Below are 15,686 nucleotides of genomic sequence, written 5' to 3' on the forward strand. Positions count from 1 at the left end.
GGTGAGGGCTGTGCCGCTCACCGACTTGTCAGGAATCCACATGAACGTACTGATCGTCCACGCCCACAACGAACCGCAATCCTTCAGCACCGCGCTGTACCAGCTCGCCGAGGAAACCCTGCGCGGCCAGGGCCACGAGGTGCAGGTCTCCGACCTGTACGCGATGAACTGGAACCCGGTGGCCAGCGCCGCCGACTTCGGCGCCCGCGCCAACCCCGAATATCTGGTCTATGCGCTGGAGCAGCGTGAAGGCGCCAAGGCCAGGACCATCGCCGCTGACATCCAGGCCGAGCTGGACAAGCTGCTCTGGGCCGATCTGGTGATCTTCAACTTCCCGATCTACTGGTTCTCCGCGCCGGCCATCCTCAAGGGCTGGTTCGACCGCGTGCTGGTCTCGGGCATCTGCTACGGCGGCAAGCGCTTCTACGACCAGGGCGGCCTGGCCGGCAAGAAGGCGCTGGTGAGCGTGACCCTCGGCGGGCGCGACCATATGTTCGGCGACGGCGCCATCCACGGCCCGCTGGAAGACATGCTGCGGCCGATCCTGCGTGGCACCCTGGCCTACACCGGCATGAGCGTGCTGCCACCCTTCGTGGCCTGGCATGTGCCCTACATCAGCAACGAGGCGCGCCAGGACTTCCTGCGCCAGTACCAGGATCGCCTGCAGAACCTGGAGAGCGACCAGCCGCTGGAGTTCGTGCGCCTGGAGCAGTTCGACGAGCGTCTGTACCCGCTGCCGCGCTGAGGCTTCCTCGGTTGGGCCGCGGATTCACCCTGTAGGAGCGGGCCATGCCCGCGATCGCGCGCATGGCGCGCTCCTGCAGACATGAAAAAGGGCGGTCATCCGAAGATGACCGCCCCTGGAGAAAGAGTCAGTCGCTGCAGCCAGGTATGCGCGGGGGAGAGGGCCGTCGATTGGTGTATCGGCGGCCGTACGATGAGCCTGGTATGCCCAACGTTGCTGCAGCGACTTGTCCGGCACTATACGTGGTAACAATCGGCAAAAAACGACCCTATACTGCGATTCAGTTTTGCGGCGCGGACAACAATGGTTGTCGTCTCCTACAGGCGCCTACGACGAGATCAACAGGCAGGGGGAAGCATGGACGTACTTCACGCGATGCGGGCATTCGTCCGGGTGGTGGATGCCGGCAGTTTCACCGCCGCCGCCAACGCCCTGGGGTTATCCACAGCCCAGGTCTCGCGGGTGGTCTCCGACCTCGAAGCCCAGCTCGAAGCGCGCCTGCTGCACCGCACGACAAGACGCCTGGCGCTGACCGAAACCGGTGAGCGCTACCTGCTGCGCTGCCGGGAAATCCTCGCCGACGTCGATGAAGCCCAGGCCGAAGCCAGCGGCGCGCATCTCAATCCCCGTGGCCGCCTGCGCGTGCACTCGCTCACCGGGCTGGGCCAGCAGCACCTGATCCCGCTGATCTCGCGCTACTGCGAGTCCTTCCCCGAGGTTTACATCGAGCTGACCCTGGCCCAGCGCCAGCCGGACATCCTCGAGGAAGGCCAGGACGTGGTGATCACCCGCGACCGCGAGCTGCCCGACTCCGAGTTCGTCGCCCAGACCCTGGGCACCATCTACAGCGTGCTCTGCGCCAGCCCCGAGTACCTCAAGCGGCGCGGCACCCCGACCAGCGTCGCCGACCTGCACCAGCACCAGTGCCTGCGCCTGCAGGACCCGACCTTCCCCGAAGGCTGGGCCTTCGAGGAGGGCAACGAGGAAAGCGTGATCCGCCCGCGCGACACCTTCATGGTCAACGTCGCCGAGGCGCTGACCGGCGCCGCCGCCGCCGGCATGGGCATCTGCCTGCTGCCCAGCTACGTCGCCGCACCCGCGCTGCGCCGGCGTTCGCTGGTACGCGTACTGCCCCGGCACAGCCTGCATGTGCGGCAGATCTACGCGCTGTACCCGTCGCGGCGCTTCCTCGACGCGAAGATCCGCACCTGGGTCGAATTCCTCAAGGCGGAGCTGCCGCGGGTATTCGAGGAAGACGAAGCAGCGCTCAACGATCCCGTCAACTGGGCATAAGGCAAAGGGCTAGCGTGGCGGATCGCCGCAGCCGCTCTATACCGGCGTTCTCGGACGATCGGCACGGATTGTTGCTTTTTAGGCAATGCTTTGTTGGTTAGCTAGCTATTTTTCGAGGGACTGTTGCGCCGTAACCTTTCATCAACCCCGACCAATCGGGTGTTCAGAAAGGATCACCGTCATGTCCCGTTCGCTTTATGTTGCTGCCCTGCTGTCCGTCTGCTCGCTGTCCTTCACTCAGCTGAGCTTCGCCGAAGAATCGCGCCTGATGACCGACAAGATGGTCAAGGCCAACGAAGCAGTGATTGCCCAGCAGCAGGCCCAGTCCGCCGAGCAGACCGCCAAGGCCGCCGCTGGCAGCAACGCCGATTCCTGATCGGCCGCTTCCCCCGGGAGGCTCGGTGCGTGAGCCGGGCTTCTCAACACCTTGCGCCGCATAAGACATGCGGCGTTTTTTTTGCCTGCGTTTTCACAGCAGCCAGCTGACTGTTACAGATTCTGAAACAGTCTTTCGCGGCCAGTGACCTGTATTCCTGTCTATTTGGTCAATATAATTGACCCAACAGCGCGGCTTTCCAGCCCCGCCGTTACCGGCCTCACCGCCGGCAAGCTTCCCGACGTCGATTCTTGATTGCTCCAGATCGATGTCCGTCTCAAGGCCGCTCACGTCAGCGGCCTTTTTTTTGTCTGGCGCAATGCCTTGGCAAGGCTGCCGTACTTCTGTTGGAATTCGCGCGGATCGACAAGGACGCCGCCCGATGAATCACAACCCCTTCTCCACGCCACACGCTGAACTCACTTCACCGCAGCTCACGCTGGCCCACGCTAGCCACCAGACTTACCTGTTCATCGCTGCACAGATCGTCGCGACCATCTGCTTGCTCGGCGTCAATCTGGGCCTGCAATGGTTCACCGCTGGCGACGGCTTCCACGAACGGATGACGCGCTACCTTCCGGTAATGATCTCCACCCTGCTTGGCGGAATGCTCGCCTACGTCGCCGGCGTGCTTTTGCTGGTGCAGCAGCAGCGTGAACGTCATGCCATTGGGCGTTTCCGCCCGCTGCCCGGATTGCTGCTGGCGTACGGATTTGCCTACCTGGTGTGCAGCCTGGCGATGACCAGCGGGATAGGTTTTGTTGGCCAGGTCTTCTACGAATGGGTTCGGGAGCAGGGCAACCGGCAGTTGTGGATCGTGCTTTATGCACAGCTTGCCGCGTTGGCGAGCCTGTTGCTGACCTGTGTGTTGCCGCTATGGCTGATACTGCGGCTGGCACGTGGTCGTGCGCTGCCGCTCGCCCCGGGTGCCGGCACAGCGGTTGCCCGCTGGCAGGTGGCTCTGGGCATGGCGCTGTGCGTCGCCGCGGTGGTCTACCGGCTGTCTTCCTCGCTGGCTGCGAGCATGATGACGACCTACAGCGACGGCAACGCCTGGCAGCCACTGTTCCAGCTGATCAATTGCGCAGTGCCCTTTGCCATCGTCATGGTGGCGGTGCACACGCGTCTGCCGCCGCAGTTGTCACGCTTCGGCACTGGTCGGGTGCTGATCGCGTCGCTGGTCTTGCTGCTGCTCTGGCTCGGGCTCCTGGTGCTGTGTGCGCTGGTGCTGGTTTTTGTGCTCGCCGACGCGCTGGACAGCCGATATCTGCCGTTAGCGCCGATGGGTTTTGCTGCGCTGCTGCTGTCGTTGTTGTGGCCATTGAGCCGGCTGTGCGTGCGATGGTTTTTCGCCGACGAGCTGGCTCAATCCTCGCCCAAATAATCCCCGCGGCTCAGCCCGTGGCGCTGCATCTTCTCGTTGAGGGTGCGGCGCGGCAGGCCGAGCAGTTCCATCACCGCCTTGATGTCGCCCTTGCACTGGCCCAGCGCCTGGCGGATGCACTCTGCCTCGTAGGCTTCCATGCGTTCGAACAGGCCGTTGCCGGCGGGCTCGATCGGCAGCTCGGCGCGGTCCAGGCCGAGCACGTGGCGCTCGGCGGCGTTAGCCAGTTCGCGCACGTTGCCCGGCCAGTCGTGGGCGAGCAGGCGCGCCAGTTCGCTGGCGGAGAGCGGCGCGGCTTCGCGGCCGAATTTCTCGCTGGCCAGCATGGCGTAGTGCTCGAACAGCAGCGGGATGTCCTCGCGGCGTTCGCGCAGCGGCGGCAGGCGCAGCTCGGCGACGTTCAGGCGGTACACCAGGTCCTCGCGGAAGCGCCCGGCGCGGGCTTCCTCAAGCAGGTCCGGCTTGGTCGCGGCGATCACCCGCAGGTCCACCTTGATGCTCTGGTTCGAGCCAAGGCGTTCCAGCTGCTGCTCCTGTAGCACGCGCAGCAGCTTCACCTGCTGGGCCAGTGGCATGCTCTCGATCTCGTCGAGGAACAGGCTGCCGCCGTCGGAGTGCTCCAGCTTGCCGATGCGCTTGCCCTGGGCGCCGGTGAAGGCGCCGCTTTCGTGGCCGAACAGTTCGGTCTCGAACAGCTGCTCGGGGATCGCCGCGCAGTTCAGCGCGACGAAGGGTTTGCCGGCGCGCGGGCCGAAGTCGTGCAGGCAGCGCGCGACCAGCTCCTTACCGCTGCCGGTGTCGCCGCGGATCAGCACGTTCACCGGCGTACCGGCCAGCGCCATGATCTGCCGGCGCAGGGTTTCCATGGGCCGCGAGACGCCCAGCAGGCGCGATTCGATCTGGTCCTTGAGCGCCGCCTGTTCACGCAGCTGGCGGTTCTCCTGCACCAGCCGGCGTTTCTCCAGGGCGCGGCGCAGGCTGTCGAGCAGGCGTTCGGGGGTGAAGGGCTTCTCGATGAAGTCGTAGGCGCCCTGGCGCATCGCCTGCACCGCCATGGGCACGTCGCCGTGGCCGGTGACCATGATCACCGGCAGGTCGCGGTCGATCTGCTGCAGGCGCTCGAGCAGGGCCAGGCCGTCGGTACCGGGCATGCGCACATCGCTGATGACCACGCCGGGCAGCTCGCGGGAGACGCTTCTCAGGCACTCGTCGGCGCTGCTGCACAGGCGCACTTCGAAGCCGGAAAGTTGCAGCCACTGCTGCACGGCGTCGCGGATGGCGGCTTCGTCGTCGACGAAGAGGATGGTCTCGCTCATGGTCTTCTTTCTTCGCTGGCGGCCGGCAGGCTCAGGCGGAACAGCGCGCCGCCGGTGGGCTGGTTGGCGGCGTCGAGGCGCCCGCCAAGTTCGTGGACGATGCCATAGGATACCGCCAGCCCCAGGCCCAGTCCTTCGCCCACCGGCTTGGTGGTGAAGAAGGGGTCGAAGACGCTGGCCAGATGGGCTTCGTCGATGCCGGGGCCGTTGTCGGCGACTTCCAGGCACCAGTGCTCGCCGTCGCGGCGCAGGGTCAGGCGGATCTGCGGCGGGGCGGTATTGGCCACCGCATCGAGGGCGTTGCGGATCAGGTTGACCAGCACCTGCTCCAGGCGGATCGCATCGCCCAGCACCCAGGCGGGCAGGTCGAGGTCCTGGCTGATCTCCACGCCTTCGCTGCGGATGCGCACCGCCAGCAGCTGCAACGCCTGCTCGATCACGTGGCCCAGTTCGATGCGCTCGCGCAGGCCGCCGGGCGTCTTGCGGGCGAAGGTCTTCAGGTGGCCGGTGAGTGCGGCCATGCGCTCGAGCAGCTCATCGACCCGCACCAGCGCGGCGCGGGCGTCGTCCTGGCGGCCGGCGTCGAGCAGCAGGCGCACGCTGGCCAGCTGCATGCGCTGGGCGGTGAGCGGCTGGTTGATCTCGTGGGCCAGCGCGGCGGACATCTGCCCCAGCGCGGCCAGCTTGGCGGCCTGCACCAGGCCGTCCTGGGCGGTGCGCAGGGCGGCGGTGCGCTGCTCGACCAGGCGCTCCAGCTCTTCCTGGTTGCGCTGGCGCAGGCGCGCCAGGCGGCGGCGCTGTTGCAGCCAGAGCACGAGGAACACCAGCGCCAGCCAGACGCCGGCGGCGGCCAGCCGCGCGCTGGTGACGTCGGACTGCACGCCATGGGGATTGCGCAGCAGGTGCAGGGTCCACTCGTCTTCCGGCAGGCCGACCGATTGCCAGAGGTAGTCGCCGCTGATGTCCTGGCCGTCGACACGGACCATGCGCGCGTGCTCGCCGAGGGTTTCCAGCGTCCGGTGCGGCAGCGCGCTGAGCGGCTGCTTGTGGTACTGGCGGGTGTCGGCCATCTCGGCGCGGGCCACGGCGTCCAGCGGCATCAGCTCGCGGTAGCGCCAGCGCGGGTGGTTGGCGAGGAACACCACGCCCTTGCTGTCGCTCACCAGCACCACGTCCGGGGTCTGGCTCCACTGCCGCTCCAGGTCGGGGAATTCCAGCTTGACCACGATGGCGCCGAGGAAGGTGCCGTCGTCGTCGCGCAGGGCATTGGACAGGAAGTAGCCGGGAATTCCGCTGGTCACGCCGACCGCATAGAAGCGCCCCGCGCCCTGGGCGATGGTCTGGCGGAAGTAGGGGCGGAAGCCGTAGTTGTGGCCGACGTAGCTGACCGGCAGGTTCCAGTTGCTTGCAGCCACGGCAAGGCCGGTGTGGTCCAGCAGCTCCAAAGTGGAGGAGCGCGCCGCGCCGTTGATTTCCTGCAGCTTGAGGTTGAGCCGGTGCTGCAGCTCGCCGGTCACCGGGCCGCGCATGGCCGCGCGCAGCTCCGGGTCCAGCGCGAGCACGGCGGGAATGCTGCGGAAGCGCTCGATCAGGGTGTGCAGGGAGTTGGCATAGAGACCGAGCTGTTCATGGGCCGCTTCCGCCTCGGCGAGCAGCGCGCGGTGCCGCGCCTTCTCGCCGGCCCAGAACACCGACAACACCAGCCCGGCCAGCAGGAGCAGGCAGATCAGCAGCAGGCGAAGGGGGCGGGTAGGCGACATGTTCGACGGGGTTCGACCAACGGTTGGCGACAATAGCACGGCCGCGAGCTGGTCCGGCGCCCCGCCGCCTCGCTACACTGCCGCATCCCGATGGAGAGCTTCGATGCAGTTGTCGTCCTGGACCCACGAAGGGTCCGCCGGTTTCACCCTGCGCGGCTGGCGCAGCGAGCCCAGTGGCAAGCCGCTGCTGCACTTCCTGCATGGCAATGGCTTCTGCGGCCGTGCCTACGAGCCGATGCTGAAAGTCCTGGCGCAGGATTTCGACCTCTGGCTGTGCGACGTGCAGGGCCATGGCGACAGTGACCACGGCGGACGCTTCCACGGCTGGAACCGCAATGCCGAGATGGCGGTGGAAGCCTTCCAGGCCGGCAGCAAAGTATTCGGTGACGTGCCGCATTACGCCGCCGGGCACAGCTTTGGCGGCGTGCTCACCAGCCTGATCCTCGGCCGTCATCCCGAGCTGTTCCGCCGTGCGGTGCTGCTCGACCCGGTGCTGTTCACCCCGGCGATGATCGGCGTGATGGCGCTCTCCGAAGTGCTCGGCCTGCACAAGCGCCGCACCATGGTGCAGAAGGCGCGCTCGCGGCGCAGCCAGTGGCCGGACCGCGAGGCGGCCTACGCCGGCCTGCACGGCCGCGGCATCTTCAAGGGCTGGACCGACGAAGCGCTCTGGGCCTATGTGGAGAACGCCATGAAGCGCACCGAGGCGGGCGTTGAGCTGAAATGCCGGCCCAGCCGCGAGGCGGAAATCTTCAGCTCCTTCCCCAAGCGCCTGTGGCCATCGCTGACCAAGGTGGTGACGCCGACCCAGGTGCTGTTCGGCGAGCGCACATACCCGTTCGTGCCCAAGTCCGTGGCGCGTTGGTGCGCGACGAACACGGTGGTGAGTGGCCAGTGTGTCGATGGCGGCCACTGCTTCATGCAGGAATTCCCCGAAGACAGCGCCGCTCGCGTGTCGCGCTTCCTGCTGGGCCACGAATGAACGACCCGGCCCGCGAGTCCGTCTGGCTGGCGCTGTCCGAGCTATGGCTGGATACCGAGCCGAGCGAGACGGACATCAACTACATTGCCCGCACCCTGGCGGTCAGCGATTTTCCCCTGGGCGAGCTGGAAGCCATCTATCGCCTGGAGGTGGTCCCGGTGGTCTACCCCAACGCCCTGGCGACCGCGGGCGAGTGGACCGGCTTCGATCCCGACTGGCTGTTCGAGAAATGCCGGCGCAATCAGCAACGCCGCGCGTTCTTCCTCTATCGCTGGCGTTGCCGACTGCTGAGCAGGACGGTGGGTGCGCTGATGAACGCGCCATTGCAGCAGGTGCTGGCGCGAGTCGTCGAATTGCGTGAGCTGACAGAAGACAAAACGAGCTGAAGTCGCTCAGTCGCCGACCTTCTTGTCCTGATGCGCGCGGCGCCATTCGTCCAGGCGCACGACTTCGGCCCTGGGGCGCGGCGGCGGCGGGGTGTCGTCGAACACGGCGTCGACGATATCCTCATCGACCGGCGCGGCGGCGGGGTGGAAGGTGGCGACCGGCGATACCGGCATGCGCGGTTCGGGTTCCATGCGGAAGGGCGCCAGCTCGATGCGGCCCAGGTGCTGGCCGAACATGGCGATGCGACCGGCGTAGCGTTCCTGCCCGGTGGCGGTGAACTCGAAGGCGTATTCGCGGGCCAGGCGCAGGTTGCCGCGGCCGTCGCGCTGGAAGCGGAAGCGCTGCAGGGCCATGGCGTCATCGAGCAGCTCCACGCCCTCGCGCGCGCAGTGCTGCTTGGCCAGCGCCAGCGCACGCTCGCGGATGCCATGAGCACGCCACCACCAGGCGGCGCCCGCGACAACCAGCATGAAGATGAAAAGATTGCCCAGGTCCACTTCGGCTTCCTCGGAATCGGCGCACCAGCTTACTCACTCCGCCGTCGGGCGGCGAGGGGCGGATGTTCACAGCGTGTGAATTGCGCCCCATACTGCCCCATTCTGTAGCAGGACACCGTTATGCCGCGCACTCCCCACGTTCTCGCCATCCAGTCCCACGTCGTCTTCGGCCACGCCGGCAACAGCGCTGCCGAGTTTCCCATGCGCCGCGTCGGGGTGAACGTCTGGCCGCTGAACACCGTGCAGTTCTCCAACCATACCCAGTATGGCCACTGGACGGGGCAGGTGCTGCCGCCGGAGCAGATTCCCGCGCTGGTGGATGGCATCGCCGCCATCGGCGAGCTGGGCAACTGCGACGCGGTGCTCTCGGGCTACCTGGGCAGCGCGGCGCAGGGCCGTTCGATCCTCGAAGTGGTGCGCCGCATCCGCGAGGTCAACCCGCGCGCCGTGTACCTGTGCGACCCGGTGATGGGCCACCCGGAAAAGGGTTGCATCGTCGCCCCGGAGGTCAGCGAGTTCCTGCTCCACGAAGCCGCCGCCGTGGCCGACTACCTGTGCCCGAACCAGCTGGAACTGGACAGCTTCTGCGATCGCCAGCCGACCTCTCTGGAAGACTGCGCGGCAATGGCTCGTGGCCTGCTGGTGCGCGGCCCGAAGGCGATCCTGGTGAAGCACCTGAATTACCCGGGCAAGCCGGCGGACGCTTTCGAGATGCTGCTGGTGACCCTGGACGAGACCTGGCACCTGCGCCGCCCGCTGCTGGCCTTCCCGCGCCAACCGGTGGGCGTGGGCGACCTGACCTCCGGGTTGTTCCTCGCCCGCCTGCTGCTGGGCGATGACCTGCGCACTGCCTTCGAATTCTGCGCCGCCGCCGTGCATGAAGTGCTGCTGGAGACCCAGGCCTGCGGCAGCTACGAACTGGAACTGGTGCGCGCCCAGGACCGCATTGCCCATCCGCGGGTGAAGTTCGAGGCGGTGAAGCTGGGGTGATTTGAGCGGGGCGCTTTGGGGGAGTCCGGCGTTGGGCCTTCCCCTCACCCTAACCCTCTCCCGGAGGGAGAGGGGACTGTCCTGAGCGGGTGGGCACGTCGAAGCTCAGCCGGCTGACTCTGAGATATCCATAGCACACCGAACGGCCCCCTCTCCCTGTGGGAGAGGGCTGGGGTGAGGGCTAGCTCGCGCGCCGGAACTTGTACGAGCGGGCTCAGCCTCAGAGCATGTACTTGCCCAGCAGCAACCCGCCCACCACCATCGCCGTGAGCAGGCCGAACGCCAGCCCGAGGCGTTTCTCGATGGCTTCGCGCAGCGCAGGTCCTGCCCAGAACAGCAGGGCGCAGGTGGCGGCGAAGCGCAGGGTGCGCGCCACCACGCTGAGGGCGATGAACAACACCAGGTCCAGTTGGGTGACGCCGCTGGTCAGGGTGATCAGCTTGTAGGGCAGCGGGGTGAAGCCGCCGCCCAGCAGCACCATCAGCCAGCCGAGTTCGTTGTAGCGCTCGGCGACCTCGGCGAAGTTCTCCTGCAGGCCGTAGAAGGCCAGGATCGCCTGGCCCACCGTCTCGAACAGCAGCAGGCCGATGAAGTAGCCGGCGATGCCGCCCAGCACCGAGCTGACGATGCAGATCGCCGCATAGCGCCAGGCCTTGGCCCGGTTGGCGAGGACCATGGGCACCAGCAGTGCGTCCGGCGGGATGGGGAAGAACGAACTCTCGGCGAAGGTCACCCCGCCCAGCGCCAGCTCCGCCCGCGGATGCCCCGCCAGGCGCATGGTCCAGTCGTAGAGCCGGCGCAGCATGGCGTCAGGCCGACTGCGGCAGGTGGTCGTCACTGGCCGCCGGCGTGGCGCCCTCGCGTTCGACCCGCTCGACCATCCCACGGGCAATTTCGCGCTCGCCCATGATCACCAGGCTGGCGCCGTTCTGCTCCAGGTAGTCCACCTCGGCGTCGAAGTGGGCGCGGGCGATGATGTCCAGGTTCGGGTTGATCGCCCGCGCGTGGCTGGAAATCGTCCCGGCCTCGAAGCCGTTGGGGATGGCGATCAGCAGCCAGCGCGCCGAGGTGATGTTGGCCTGGGTCAGGACATCCGGGTTGGCGGCGTTGCCGACCACCACGCAGAGACCGTGCTCGCGCAGTTCGGCGGCCTTCTCGCGCTTGTCCTCGATGACCACCAGCGGAATCCTGTCCTTGCGCAGGCGCTCGCTGACCAGCGCGCCGACGCGGCCGTGGCCGATGAGGATCGCATGGTTCTGCTCCAGCACCGGCGGCGGCAGGTCCGGCGCCTCTACCTGGACCACACCCGGCTCGGCTTCGGCCTTCTGCTCCTGCCGCGCCTGCAGACGGTCGATGGCGATGAACAGCAGCGGGTTGACCAGGATCGACAGGATCGCGCCGGCCAGCACCAGGTCGCGGCCGGCTTCGGGCAGCAGGTTCAGGGTCACGCCGAGGCCGACCAGAATGAAGGAGAACTCGCCGATCTGCGCCAGGCTCGCGGCGATGGTCAGCGCGGTGCTGTTGGGGTGCCCGAACATGCGCACGATGACGTAGGCCGCCACCGACTTGCCGAAGACGATGACCAGGAAGGTCGCCAGCACCGGCAGCGGCTCGTGGATCAGGATCGCCGGGTTGAACAGCATGCCGACGGAGACGAAGAACAGCACGGCGAAGGCGTCGCGCAGCGGCAGCGAGTTCTCGGCGGCCTCGTGGCTCAGCTCGGACTCGTTGAGGATCATCCCGGCGAAGAAGGCGCCCAGGGCGAAGGACACGCCGAAGATCACCGCCGAGCCGTAGGCGATGCCCAGGGCGATGGCCAGCACTGCCAGGGTGAACAGTTCGCGCGAGCCGGTCTTGGCCACGCGCTCCAGCACCCAGGGTACGAAGCGGCGACCGCCAAGGATCATCACCGCGACAAAAGCGGCGACCTTGCCCAGGGTCAGCAGGATCGGCATCAGCAGGCCGCCGTCACCGCCGTCTGAGGTGCCGCCCAGCGAACCGGCCAGCGCCGGCAGCAGCACGAGTGTGAGGACCATGGCGAGGTCTTCGACGATCAGCCAGCCGATGGCGATGCGCCCGCGCTTGGTGTCGATCAGCTGGCGCTGCTCCAGCGCCCGCAGCAGCACGACGGTACTGGCCACCGACAGGGCGAGGCCGAAGACCAGGCCGCCGCCGAAGTTCCAGCCCATCATCCAGGCCAGACCCAGGCCGAGCAGGGTGGCGACGCCGATCTGCACCACCGCACCGGGGATGGCGATGGCTTTGACCGACAGCAGGTCTTTCAGCGAGAAGTGCAGGCCGACGCCGAACATCAGCAGGATCACGCCCAGTTCGGCGATCTCCGTGGACAGCGCCTGGTCGGCGACATAACCGGGGGTGAAGGGGCCGGCCAGCACCCCGGCGAGCAGGTAGCCCACCAGCGGCGAGATGCGCAGGCGGTTGGCCAGGGCGCCGAGGACGAAGGCCAGCACGAAGCCGACGGCGAGGGTGGTCAGTAGCGGGGTGTGATGCATGGTCTGGGCTCCGGGCACTCAGGGAGCGACCGGACTGCGCATCAGCACCGGGTCGCTCGACGGTGGGTCACGGGGGCAAACCCGCGTATGAAAAGTCTAGGCGTAGTAATCGATTCCTACCTTGCTTTCACGCAAGGGTAACCTGTTGACGCATTGGGAAATTTCCGCGACACGAGGGATTTCTTTTCAGGAAATGTCGTGAACGTCCGTCATTCGTGGCGAAGCTCGGCGTAGCGCTGTTCCAGCTCCTGGCGAATCTGCCGACGCTGCTGGGCCTGGGCGAAACGACGTTTCTCGTCCTTGGTCTGCGGCACCAGTTGCGGCACCTCGATGGTCTTGCGGTCATCGTCCAGCGCCACCATGGTGAAGAAGCAGCTGTTGGTGTGGCGCACGGATTTCTCGCGGATGTTCTCGGTGACCACTTTCACGCCGATCTCCATGGAGGTGCGGCCGGTGTAGTTCACCGAGGCGAGGAAGGTGACCAGTTCGCCGACATGGATCGGCTGGCGGAAGATCACCTGGTCCACCGACAGGGTCACCACGTAATAGCCGGCGTAGCGGCTGGCGCAGGCGTAGGCGACTTCGTCGAGGTACTTGAGCAGGGTGCCTCCGTGGACATTGCCGGAGAAGTTGGCCATGTCGGGGGTCATCAGGACGGTCATGCTGAGCTGGTGGTTGCCAGGTTCCATGGAATTCTCTTCGGAATTGTCTTGGGAAAAGGAAAGGGCCTAACTCTGGACAACCAAAGCGCGGCAGGCGACACAGTTTTTTCTATACCGCCGATTGGCGTCCGGCACCAGTGGGCCATTTACCAATGGCATGTCTGTCGTTCGATCAACGCCCCAAACGAAAACGGGCGACCCCTGGCCGCCCGTCCGTCTATCTGCCGGCTCAGCGCCCGGCGGAGAGGCCGAAGTCGATGGCCAGGTCCGCGCCGGTGATGGCTTCGGATTCCGGTTTGCACAGGTACCAGACCAGCTCGGCGACTTCCTCGGGGCGGATGAAGCGCGACGCCTTGCCCTGTGGGTAATCCTTCAGCAAGGCGCGCTTGTAGCTGTCCGGGTTGCCCTGGCCATAGCGCTCGGCCTGGTAGTCGAGCATCGGCGTGGCGATATCCGCCGGGGAGATGGCGTTGACCCGCACGCCGGACTCGGCCAGTTCCAGCGCCAGGGTACGGGTGAGCATGGTCAGCGCCGCCTTGCTCGCGCAGTACGCCGCGGAGCCGCGATAGGCCTGGCGGCCGGAGTCGCTGGAGATGTTGACGATGCAGCCGTGGTTTTCCTTGAGATACGGCGTCGCCGCCTGGCACATGTAGAAGGCGGCCTTGAGGTTCACGCCCATGACCAGGTCGAAGTCGTCCTCGTTGAAGTCTTCCACCGGGCCTTCGCGCCAGACGCCGGCGGCGTTCACCAGGGCGTCGAGGCGGCCGGTGCGGGCGAGGATGTCGGAAACCAGGCTGTGGCAGTTGTCGGCGCGTCGCAGGTCGCCGACGGCGGTGGCGTCCAGTGGAACCTGGGCGTTGAGCGCATGCAGGCCGGCTTTGTCCACGTCGGTTGCGGCGATGCGCCAGTGGCTTTGGGCGAAACGTTTGGCGATGGCTTTTCCGAGGCCACCGGCAGCGCCGGTGATCAGTACGACAGGAGTGCTCATTGTCTACGGGTTCTCCCTGCCTGAGAGAGGACGGCGGCCGGCAGGCAGTACCGGCGGCGCCGCTTTGACCACGGGGCGCATCTGCGCCCCGTGCAATTACAGACCAAGAAAAGACCAGATTCTTCAGTCTGACAGGGTAAATTTTTCGTAAGGCTGTCGTGTGTCAGTGGGGAGGGTTGAGTTGGTCGTGTCCCCGGCAAGTTCAAAGGCCCCTCACCCTAACCCTCTCCCGGAGGGAGAGGGGACTGAATGGTGCAGGATGAAACTGCGCAATCAGCCGGCACGGACGGCCCCCTCTCCCTGAGGGAGAGGGCTGGGGTGAGGGGGAAGCCCTGGCACCGAGCGACCATTCACGCGTGATGCAGGTACCAGCGCCAGTCCTGCTCGCCGACCTCGCCCATGAACTGGCGGTACTCCTCCCACTTGATCGCCAGGAACACCTTGAGGAATTCCTCGCCCAGCGCCTCGCGGGCCCAGGTGGAGGCTTCCAGTGCGCGCAGCGCGGTGAGCCAGTCGGTGGGGAGGAACTCGGTGGCCTGCTCGTAGCCGTTGCCGACGATGGGCGCGCCCGGATCGATCTGCTCGCGGATGCCTTCGTGGATGGCCGCGAGGATCGCCGCTGCCGCCAGGTACGGGTTGGCGTCGGCGCCGCAGATGCGGTGCTCGATGTGCCGGCTTTTCGCCGGACCGCCAGGTACGCGGAACGACACGGTGCGGTTGTTCACGCCCCAGCTCTTGGCCAGCGGCGCGTAGCTGTTGGCCTGGAAGCGGCGGAAGGAGTTGGCGTTGGGGCAGAAGATTGCCAGCGAATCCAGCAGGCGGGCCATCATGCCGCCGATGGAGTGGCGCAGCAGTTCGGTGCCGTGAATGTCTTCGCTGGCATAGAGGTTGTTGCCCTGCTCGTCGGCGAGGCTGACGTGCAGGTGCATGCCGGAGCCGGCGCGGTCGCCGAACGGCTTGGCCATGAAGCAGGCCTGCAACCCGTGCTTGTTCGCCACGCCCTTCACCAGGCGCTTGTAGCGCACGCCTTCGTCGATAGCCTGCATGACGTCGAAGCGGTGCTCCAGGGTCAGCTCGACCTGGCCCGGCGCGTACTCGGAGATTGCCGTGCGCACCGGCAGGCCCTGGACTTCGCAGGCGGCGTAAAGGTCGTCGAGGAACGGCTGCAGCTGCTCCAGTTCATAGACGCCATAGACCTGCGGCGCTTCCGGGCGGATTCCGTTCATCTGCACCGCCGGCTGCGGACGGCCATGGGCGTCGCGCTGCTTGTCCAGCAGGTAGAACTCCAGCTCCACCGCCATCACCGGGTGCAAACCGTCGGCCTTCAGCCGGTCGACCACGCGGGACAGCGCCTGGCGCGGGTCGGCCGGGGTGGCAGGCAGGCCTTGGGTCGGGTGCATGCTCACCTGCAACTGGCCGGTGGGGCTGGTGCGCCAGGGTTGCAGGGTCAGGCTGCCGGGCAGGGGGTAGGTCCAGCAGTCGGCGTCGGCCACTTCCCAGACCAGTCCGGTGCCTTCGACGTCTTCGCCCTGCACGGTCAGCGCGAGGATCGAGCTGGGCAGCGGGCGGCCGTTGTCGTAGATCGCCAGCAGCTCGTCGCGGTGCAGCAGCTTGCCGCGCGGGATGCCGTTGGAGTCGATGATGAAGAGTTCGATGCTGCGCACGTCCGGGTGGGCGGCGAGGAAGGCTTCGGCTTCCTGTCGATCGGCGAATTGCATGGTGGTCCTCGGTGGCGCTCGGCGCCGGATTGTTCTTTTGGCAGGAGCGAACCACGTCCGCTCCTGCAGGTGGCA

General features: G+C 66.7%; 15 protein-coding genes. 7 read left to right on the forward strand and 8 right to left on the reverse strand.

The annotated features are described in order from the left end of the window. Nucleotides 1–40: 40 nt before the first annotated feature. The 4 genes from IB255_RS14425 (at nt 41) to IB255_RS14440 (ending at nt 3,798) form a co-directional block, all read left to right on the forward strand. A complete protein-coding gene (locus IB255_RS14425; protein ID WP_081519059.1) occupies nt 41–745 on the forward strand; it encodes an NAD(P)H-dependent oxidoreductase in 705 nt (234 codons plus the stop codon). 357 nt (nt 746–1,102) lie between these two features. Then, the gene (locus tag IB255_RS14430; protein ID WP_081519060.1) at nt 1,103–2,038 is read left to right on the forward strand and encodes a LysR family transcriptional regulator; all 936 of its coding nucleotides are present in this window, start codon (nt 1,103–1,105) and stop codon (nt 2,036–2,038) included. Between the two features lie 181 nt (nt 2,039–2,219). Beyond that, complete coding sequence (locus tag IB255_RS14435; RefSeq protein ID WP_045213909.1) at nt 2,220–2,414, forward strand: hypothetical protein; 195 nt, start codon at nt 2,220–2,222, stop codon at nt 2,412–2,414. Between the two features lie 382 nt (nt 2,415–2,796). After that, complete coding sequence (locus IB255_RS14440) at nt 2,797–3,798, forward strand: hypothetical protein (RefSeq protein WP_081519061.1); 1,002 nt, start codon at nt 2,797–2,799, stop codon at nt 3,796–3,798. On the opposite strand, the gene IB255_RS14445 is transcribed toward IB255_RS14440, so the two are convergent. Beyond that, nucleotides 3,780–5,114 (reverse strand): sigma-54-dependent transcriptional regulator, encoded by a 1,335-nt coding sequence (locus tag IB255_RS14445; protein WP_081519062.1) that lies wholly within the window; start codon nt 5,112–5,114, stop codon nt 3,780–3,782. The genes IB255_RS14440 and IB255_RS14445 overlap by 19 nt on opposite strands. After that, nucleotides 5,111–6,874: a sensor histidine kinase gene (locus IB255_RS14450; RefSeq protein WP_081519063.1), complete on the reverse strand. Its 1,764-nt coding sequence runs from the start codon at nt 6,872–6,874 to the stop codon at nt 5,111–5,113. Before IB255_RS14450 ends, IB255_RS14445 begins: the two co-directional genes overlap by 4 nt. Nucleotides 6,875–6,977: 103 nt before the next feature. Here IB255_RS14450 and IB255_RS14455 point away from each other — a divergent pair, with 103 nt between their 5' ends. Beyond that, nucleotides 6,978–7,856: an alpha/beta fold hydrolase gene (locus IB255_RS14455; RefSeq protein WP_081519064.1), complete on the forward strand. Its 879-nt coding sequence runs from the start codon at nt 6,978–6,980 to the stop codon at nt 7,854–7,856. Then, nucleotides 7,853–8,242: a hypothetical protein gene (locus IB255_RS14460; RefSeq protein ID WP_081519065.1), complete on the forward strand. Its 390-nt coding sequence runs from the start codon at nt 7,853–7,855 to the stop codon at nt 8,240–8,242. Before IB255_RS14455 ends, IB255_RS14460 begins: the two co-directional genes overlap by 4 nt. A gap of 6 nt (nt 8,243–8,248) precedes the next feature. Here the strand turns inward: IB255_RS14460 and IB255_RS14465 are convergent, their stop codons facing one another. Next, nucleotides 8,249–8,740, reverse strand: a complete 492-nt coding sequence (locus IB255_RS14465; protein WP_081519066.1) for a DUF3301 domain-containing protein — start codon at nt 8,738–8,740, stop codon at nt 8,249–8,251. A gap of 120 nt (nt 8,741–8,860) precedes the next feature. On the opposite strand from IB255_RS14465, the gene pdxY reads away from it, so the two are divergent. Then, nucleotides 8,861–9,730, forward strand: coding sequence for a pyridoxal kinase PdxY (gene pdxY, locus IB255_RS14470; protein WP_081519067.1), 870 nt, complete (start codon nt 8,861–8,863; stop codon nt 9,728–9,730). 220 nt (nt 9,731–9,950) lie between these two features. Here the strand turns inward: pdxY and IB255_RS14475 are convergent, their stop codons facing one another. The 5 genes from IB255_RS14475 to IB255_RS14495 form a co-directional block, all read right to left on the reverse strand. Further along, complete coding sequence (locus tag IB255_RS14475) at nt 9,951–10,535, reverse strand: YqaA family protein (RefSeq protein WP_024766834.1); 585 nt, start codon at nt 10,533–10,535, stop codon at nt 9,951–9,953. A gap of 4 nt (nt 10,536–10,539) precedes the next feature. Then, nucleotides 10,540–12,243: a YbaL family putative K(+) efflux transporter gene (gene ybaL, locus IB255_RS14480; protein WP_081519068.1), complete on the reverse strand. Its 1,704-nt coding sequence runs from the start codon at nt 12,241–12,243 to the stop codon at nt 10,540–10,542. 209 nt (nt 12,244–12,452) lie between these two features. Next, entirely contained in the window at nt 12,453–12,932 is a 480-nt protein-coding gene (locus IB255_RS14485; protein WP_081519069.1) for an acyl-CoA thioesterase, read from the reverse strand. A 202-nt stretch (nt 12,933–13,134) separates the two neighbouring features. Continuing rightward, nucleotides 13,135–13,893, reverse strand: coding sequence for an SDR family NAD(P)-dependent oxidoreductase (locus IB255_RS14490; RefSeq protein ID WP_045213936.1), 759 nt, complete (start codon nt 13,891–13,893; stop codon nt 13,135–13,137). A 350-nt stretch (nt 13,894–14,243) separates the two neighbouring features. Then, complete coding sequence (locus tag IB255_RS14495) at nt 14,244–15,611, reverse strand: glutamine synthetase family protein (RefSeq protein WP_081519070.1); 1,368 nt, start codon at nt 15,609–15,611, stop codon at nt 14,244–14,246. Nucleotides 15,612–15,686 lie beyond the last annotated feature (75 nt).

Source organism: Pseudomonas sp. PDM22, from assembly GCF_014851965.1.
GTDB lineage: Bacteria > Pseudomonadota > Gammaproteobacteria > Pseudomonadales > Pseudomonadaceae > Pseudomonas.

Coding starts and splice junctions, on each gene's coding strand:
- ybaL (WP_081519068.1), bottom strand. CDS start 12,243: ATGCATCACACCCCGCTACTGACCACCCTCGCCGTCGGCTTCGTGCTG.
- pdxY (WP_081519067.1), top strand. CDS start 8,861: ATGCCGCGCACTCCCCACGTTCTCGCCATCCAGTCCCACGTCGTCTTC.
- IB255_RS14475 (WP_024766834.1), bottom strand. CDS start 10,535: ATGCTGCGCCGGCTCTACGACTGGACCATGCGCCTGGCGGGGCATCCG.
- IB255_RS14445 (WP_081519062.1), bottom strand. CDS start 5,114: ATGAGCGAGACCATCCTCTTCGTCGACGACGAAGCCGCCATCCGCGAC.
- IB255_RS14440 (WP_081519061.1), top strand. CDS start 2,797: ATGAATCACAACCCCTTCTCCACGCCACACGCTGAACTCACTTCACCG.
- IB255_RS14425 (WP_081519059.1), top strand. CDS start 41: ATGAACGTACTGATCGTCCACGCCCACAACGAACCGCAATCCTTCAGC.
- IB255_RS14460 (WP_081519065.1), top strand. CDS start 7,853: ATGAACGACCCGGCCCGCGAGTCCGTCTGGCTGGCGCTGTCCGAGCTA.
- IB255_RS14490 (WP_045213936.1), bottom strand. CDS start 13,893: ATGAGCACTCCTGTCGTACTGATCACCGGCGCTGCCGGTGGCCTCGGA.
- IB255_RS14455 (WP_081519064.1), top strand. CDS start 6,978: ATGCAGTTGTCGTCCTGGACCCACGAAGGGTCCGCCGGTTTCACCCTG.
- IB255_RS14430 (WP_081519060.1), top strand. CDS start 1,103: ATGGACGTACTTCACGCGATGCGGGCATTCGTCCGGGTGGTGGATGCC.
- IB255_RS14485 (WP_081519069.1), bottom strand. CDS start 12,932: ATGGAACCTGGCAACCACCAGCTCAGCATGACCGTCCTGATGACCCCC.
- IB255_RS14450 (WP_081519063.1), bottom strand. CDS start 6,874: ATGTCGCCTACCCGCCCCCTTCGCCTGCTGCTGATCTGCCTGCTCCTG.
- IB255_RS14495 (WP_081519070.1), bottom strand. CDS start 15,611: ATGCAATTCGCCGATCGACAGGAAGCCGAAGCCTTCCTCGCCGCCCAC.
- IB255_RS14435 (WP_045213909.1), top strand. CDS start 2,220: ATGTCCCGTTCGCTTTATGTTGCTGCCCTGCTGTCCGTCTGCTCGCTG.